The organism is Mesorhizobium sp. M2A.F.Ca.ET.067.02.1.1 (genome assembly GCF_004023285.1).
Classification (GTDB): Bacteria; Pseudomonadota; Alphaproteobacteria; order Rhizobiales; family Rhizobiaceae; genus Mesorhizobium.
The window spans coordinates 1-5025 of record NZ_RZSB01000444.1 but is presented as its reverse complement, the minus strand read 5'-3'; the positions used below and the strand labels follow the sequence as shown (position 1 = coordinate 5025).

At 63.9% G+C, this 5025-nt stretch carries 7 protein-coding genes; 3 read left to right on the top strand and 4 right to left on the bottom strand.

Annotated features, from left to right (window positions below):
• Positions 1–277: 277 nt before the first annotated feature.
• Positions 278–526 (top strand): hypothetical protein, encoded by a 249-nt coding sequence (locus tag EOA28_RS24525; protein WP_127252818.1) that lies wholly within the window; start codon positions 278–280, stop codon positions 524–526.
• A gap of 278 nt (positions 527–804) precedes the next feature.
• On the opposite strand, the gene EOA28_RS24520 is transcribed toward EOA28_RS24525, so the two are convergent.
• The 4 genes from EOA28_RS24520 to EOA28_RS24505 are packed head-to-tail and all read right to left on the bottom strand — an operon-like array spanning position 805 to position 3581.
• Positions 805–1173, bottom strand: a complete 369-nt coding sequence (locus tag EOA28_RS24520) for a helix-turn-helix transcriptional regulator (protein ID WP_127252817.1) — start codon at positions 1171–1173, stop codon at positions 805–807.
• 53 nt (positions 1174–1226) lie between these two features.
• Positions 1227–1751 carry a Smr/MutS family protein gene (locus EOA28_RS24515; RefSeq protein WP_127252816.1) on the bottom strand — a complete coding sequence of 175 codons (525 nt, stop codon included), beginning with the start codon at positions 1749–1751 and terminating at the stop codon, positions 1227–1229.
• The gene (locus EOA28_RS24510; protein WP_127252815.1) at positions 1748–2851 is read right to left on the bottom strand and encodes a murein transglycosylase A; all 1104 of its coding nucleotides are present in this window, start codon (positions 2849–2851) and stop codon (positions 1748–1750) included. The genes EOA28_RS24515 and EOA28_RS24510 overlap by 4 nt, the downstream gene beginning before the upstream one ends.
• A 22-nt stretch (positions 2852–2873) precedes the next feature.
• The gene (locus tag EOA28_RS24505; protein WP_126080345.1) at positions 2874–3581 is read right to left on the bottom strand and encodes a Tim44/TimA family putative adaptor protein; all 708 of its coding nucleotides are present in this window, start codon (positions 3579–3581) and stop codon (positions 2874–2876) included.
• Between the two features lie 204 nt (positions 3582–3785).
• Between EOA28_RS24505 and EOA28_RS24500 the strand changes: the two genes are divergently transcribed.
• Together EOA28_RS24500 and secB are read left to right on the top strand one after the other, a co-directional pair.
• Entirely contained in the window at positions 3786–4280 is a 495-nt protein-coding gene (locus EOA28_RS24500) for an FxsA family protein (protein WP_127252814.1), read from the top strand.
• A 118-nt stretch (positions 4281–4398) separates the two neighbouring features.
• Complete coding sequence (secB, locus tag EOA28_RS24495) at positions 4399–4899, top strand: protein-export chaperone SecB (RefSeq protein ID WP_042645309.1); 501 nt, start codon at positions 4399–4401, stop codon at positions 4897–4899.
• Positions 4900–5025: the final 126 nt, after the last annotated feature.

Sequence of the window (5025 nt, the reverse complement as noted above, 5' to 3'; positions counted from 1 at the left end):
ACTGTTCAGGTTGATGGTTCACCGGTGGGAAGGGACCGGGCCATGCCACGGCCTGTCCGAAAGGACGACCACGATCCACTCGGTCTCCTTCCCACCTCAACCATACACCAGAACCAACACACAGGATCCTCGGGTCTACGCGTCCGCTTCGCTCCCGCTCCGCCCGTGGATGACGAGAGCAACGGGCCTCCGAAAAAATCGCACAACTCCATGAACCATTCCCGTTCGGCCGGCGACACACAGCCGTGAATGGCAAATCCAACCATGGAGAACTCAAATGACTTCTTTCCTGCGCAACACCCTTCTTGCCGCCGTCGCGATTTCGGCCCTGACCGGATCGGCCCTGGCGGACAAGACCTACAAAAGCTGCGCCGCGACCAACCTCAACGATCTGTGGAGCGGCCGCTGCTGCAGCGTCGGTTCCGCGAACTGCCTGGGCGGCGGCAATGGCGGCCGCGATCATCAAGGCCATGAAGGCAAGGGCGGTCGGGGCAGCTCCAATGGCGCCGGCGCCGGCAAGTTCTGATTTCATTTACAGATGCGCGAAGCGAAAAGCGGATCGCGCTCGTCCAACGCGGTTTCATCGTGAGTATCCGGATATGGCAGGTTGGCGCCGCCCCTCATTGCCCTGACGGGCATTTCTCCCCGTAAAACGGGGAGAAAGAGGCTGGCAGCAACCTTAGCGCCAATTTCCGACGCTGGTGATTGGCGAAAGCAGCGGCACAGTGCCCTTCTCCCCGTTCGCGGGGAGAAGATGGCGGCAGCCAGATGAGGGGCAGCGCCGACCTCGCCCGTTGACGCTTGTTAGCTACGTCGTGCGAGCGCGGCGCGGATCGACGTGCTGAGGCGGCGCAATTCCGCCTCATCCAGCCTCTCGATGCTTTCGGCCAAAAGATTGGCCAGTTCAGTGGCCGCCGGCGACAGGCCGGACGTGTCGATCCTGACCCTCGGGTGCGAGCTCTCGGCAAGGCGGGCGAGGTCCTCGGCATCGTCCCAGATGATGTTGAAATAGCCGATGATCTTCTGGATCAGCGTCCAGGTCGGCGCGCCGCGGCGGCCGTGCTCGAGCGCCGACAGATAGGCGGCGCTGACGCCGATCGCCTCGGCCATAGCTTTCTGGCTGACGCCGCGCTCGGCGCGCAGCGCCCTGAGCTTCTCGCCGAACGGAGTCATGTCGACCTGCTCATCGCCGGGCCCTCATTGCCGAGCCGCTCATCGCCGGGCCCTCATGGGCGCGTCCGCCGCAGCCGCACATAGAGCGCGCCCGAGCCGCCATGGTTGCGGGCGGCGTGATCGTGGCTGGAGACGAGATGGCGGAAGGCCGGGGTCGACAGCCAGGCCGGTACGGCGCGGCGCAGGATGCCGTCGCCGCCCGAGGACGAACCCTTGCCGGTGATGATCAGAACATAGCGGATGCCGCCGGCATGCGCCCGATGCAGGAAGGCGAGCAGCAGCGAATAGGCCTCGTCCTGCGTCATGCCGTGCAGGTCGACGCGGCCTTCGATCGGCAGCCGGCCTTTTTTCAGCTTGTGCAGCGTCTGATCGTCGAGCGAATGCGAGACATGCGGCGTCTTCGGTTTCGCGGCGACGGCCGGGACACCGTTGACGGAAGCGGCGGCCGGCGTCGGCTTGGGCTCGATAATTTCGGGAATCTCGACCGCGGCCTTGCGTTTCAACGGCCGGGCCGAACGCGCCACCAGGTTCCACAGGATGCGGTCGTCGTCGCTGAGATGGTCGTCGCGGCGGCTCACCGGGTCGCTCCATTCAGAAGCCCACGCGGAACCAACGCATAGAAATCGGCCGCATTGCGGACCACGCCGGCGATCTCGCCGGCGGCGTCGCCCGAGCCGGCGAAGAGGTCGCCGCGCGCCGGCCCGGTGATGGCCGAGCCGGTGTCCTGCGCGATCATCAGCCGCCGGAACGGTTTTTCATCGAAGGCGGTGAGCGTCGGCGCGTCGATATAGAAGGGCGTGCCGAATGTGTGCAGCAGGCGATCGACCGCGACCGAGCGCCCCGGCGTCAGCGGCACCTTGGCGGCGGCGATCGGCCCAAGCGCGGCATCGTCGACTGCAGCCTCGCGGAAGAAGATGTAGGAGCGGTTCTGCCAGAGGATCTCGTCGACGCGGCTAGGATGCGCCTTGAACCAGGCGCGGATCGACTGCATCGTCACCTTTTCCAGCGGGATCTCGCCGAGCTCGCTCAGAATCTTGCCCGGGCCAATGAAGCGCTGTCCTGATTTCGCGGCATAGGTGACGCGGGCGAGCCTGCCGTCGGTCATCTTCAGCCTAGCTGCGCCCTGCACATGGATGAAGAAGGCATCGACCTTTTCGGCGAGCCAGGCAATCTCGAGATTTTGGCCTAAGAGCGCACCGCGCTCGATTTCGCCGCGGTCGAAATATTCGACCGGAGCATTATCCGTCCGACGGGCGAAGGCCAGATAAGGATCCATGCCGGCCGGCCGGTTGCCGTCGTCGATGTCGATCAGATCGGCGGGGCGGGACAGCAGCGGCACGGCGAACCGCTCCGTCCTGACCGGCGAGGCCTCGACCTCCGGCTCGTAGAAGCCGGTGACTAGCCGCGAGCCGTTTTCGGCGCTCACCAGCATCGGCACGAAATGCCGCTCGAAGAAGGACCGCGCCTCGGACCGATTCGGCGCCGAAACGGCGCGGGCCTCAGCATAGGCCTCGGCAAAGGCATTGAAATCGACGCCGAGCGAGCCGGTGCGATAGGGTTTAACGGGCGCATGAAGGGCCGAGCGGCGAAAGGCCGCGAAGGCCGCAGCATGGTCGTCCTCGCCCCAGCCGGGCAGGTCATCAAAAGATTTTTCGCTGAGTATGGGAGAGAGCGGCACGACCGAGCCCCGCCGCTTGATCTCAATCTTCTTCTTCGGTGGCGACGAGCTTCCAGTTCGGGTCGCGCGAGCGTGTGTCGCGGGCGAAGGTCCAGACATCCTTGACCTCGGCCACCGTTTCCGGATCGCCGTCGATGACGGCGCCGGCCTTGTCGCGGGTCGCCGAGATCAGCTCGGAAACGACGCGCAGCGTGATATGCGCTTCGGAGCCCTTCATCTCCGCGGCGACGATGTCGGCTTTGTCGATGCCGACGAAGGAGGACTGGATCTTCTCTGACTTCGCCTCACGCTCGCCGATGGCGGCGACGAACCCGTCATAGACTTCGCGCGACAGGAGATTCTTCAGCGTCTTACGGTCGCCGTCGGCATAGGCCATGACGATCATCTCATAGGCCATTTTGGCGCCGTCGACGAAGGTTTTGGGTTCGAAGGACGGATCGTTGTCCTTGATCGTGCGCAGGCCTTTGTTGAGATCGGTGTCCGGCTTGGCGAAGGCGTCGATCGCGGCATAGGTCTCGGCTGAGGATTCGCCCGGTGCGCGCTTGCGTGGCAGCGACACGACATTTTCCGGCTTCTGCGCCGCATCGGCCTCGCGCGTGCGGCTCGCCGAATAGGGATCGAAGGGCGGGCGCTCGTTGCCGGTGCGACGTCCGAGCACGTTGCGCAGCTGGAAAAAGATCACAACCGCCGCAATCAGAAAGAAAATCGTGCCGAAGTCGAAGAAACCCATATTTTCCGCCAACTCGAACCCTGTTCTTGCCCGACCGGCGTGACCCCCCTCGGGGACCGCGGTCGCATAGCGTTCAACACTCAAAGCATATAGAACGGCAGGCGCAATCATTCAAATCAAAGGCAGCCATACCTATCTAAAGGCGCCAAGGCCAGCGGCGATTGTCCGCGAGCGCCCAAAAGAAGAAAGCGATCGGTCGAGACTTTGCGCATTTCCTTCATCCCGCTGTTCCTGCTCCTGCTGCCGCTGCTGGAGATCGCCGGCTTCGTGGTCGTCGGCCGCGAGATCGGCGCCTTGGCGACGGTCGGGCTGGTTATCCTGTCCAGCGTCGCCGGCAGCCTGCTGCTCAGGCACCAGGGTTTCGGCGTCATGACGCGGGTGCGGGCCGAGATGGATGCCGGCCATGATCCAAGCCGGCAGCTCGCGCATGGCGCGATGATCGTGCTGGCGGCGATCCTTTTGATCATCCCTGGCTTCATCACCGATATCTTCGCCATTCTCCTGCTGCTGCCGCCGGTGCGCGACTTCGCCTGGCGCCTGTTCAAGAGCCGCATCGTCATGGCGACCAGCTTCTCGAGCGGCTTTTCGGCGCGCCGGCGCGAGACCGTCATCGACCTCGACGACAGCGACTATTCGCGCGACGACTATCCGAACCGTCCGGATCACAATTCGCCCTGGCGGCGGCTGAAAAACGATTAGTCCCAGGGCCTTTGCCCGATAAAGCGGCAAAACTTGTTTTGTCCGGCGGGCCATGGTAGCGAACCCGCGATTTCAATCCGGTCAGCAATGCTGCCCAGGCAGAAGGACTTAAAGGCTCATGGCCAGCAACGATGACGCCGCGACCGGCGCCGCCAACGGCAACGGCACCCAGAACCAGCCCTCGCTCAATGTGCTTGCCCAGTATGTGAAGGATCTTTCCTTCGAAAGTCCCGGTGCGCCGAACTCGCTGCGCGGCCGCGACAAGGCTCCCGGCATCGCCATCAATGTCAACGTCAATGCCAATCCGCTTTCGGACAAGCAGTTCGACGTCAACCTGACCTTGAACGCCAAGGCCTCCTTCGACCAGGAAGTGCTGTTCAATGTCGAGCTGGTCTATGGCGGCGTCTTCGCCATCTCGGGCTTCCCGCAGGAGCACATGCTGCCGATCCTGTTCATCGAATGCCCGCGGCTCCTGTTCCCCTTCGCCCGCCAGATCATCTCGGATGCCACCCGCAATGGCGGCTTCCCGCCGCTGATGCTCGACCCGATCGATTTCGCCCAGATGTTCCAGCAGCGCATCGCCGAGGACCAGGCCGCTAGCAAGGTCCAGGTGAGCTGAGGCGGGCTGAGCCCGGCTTCGTGCCGGGCTTTTTTGTTGGAGATGCCGGAGATTGGCGAAAACCTCCGGACGGTCGTCATTCTAGGGCGGAGCAAGGAGCGAAGCGACGCGCGCAGACCCTAGAAT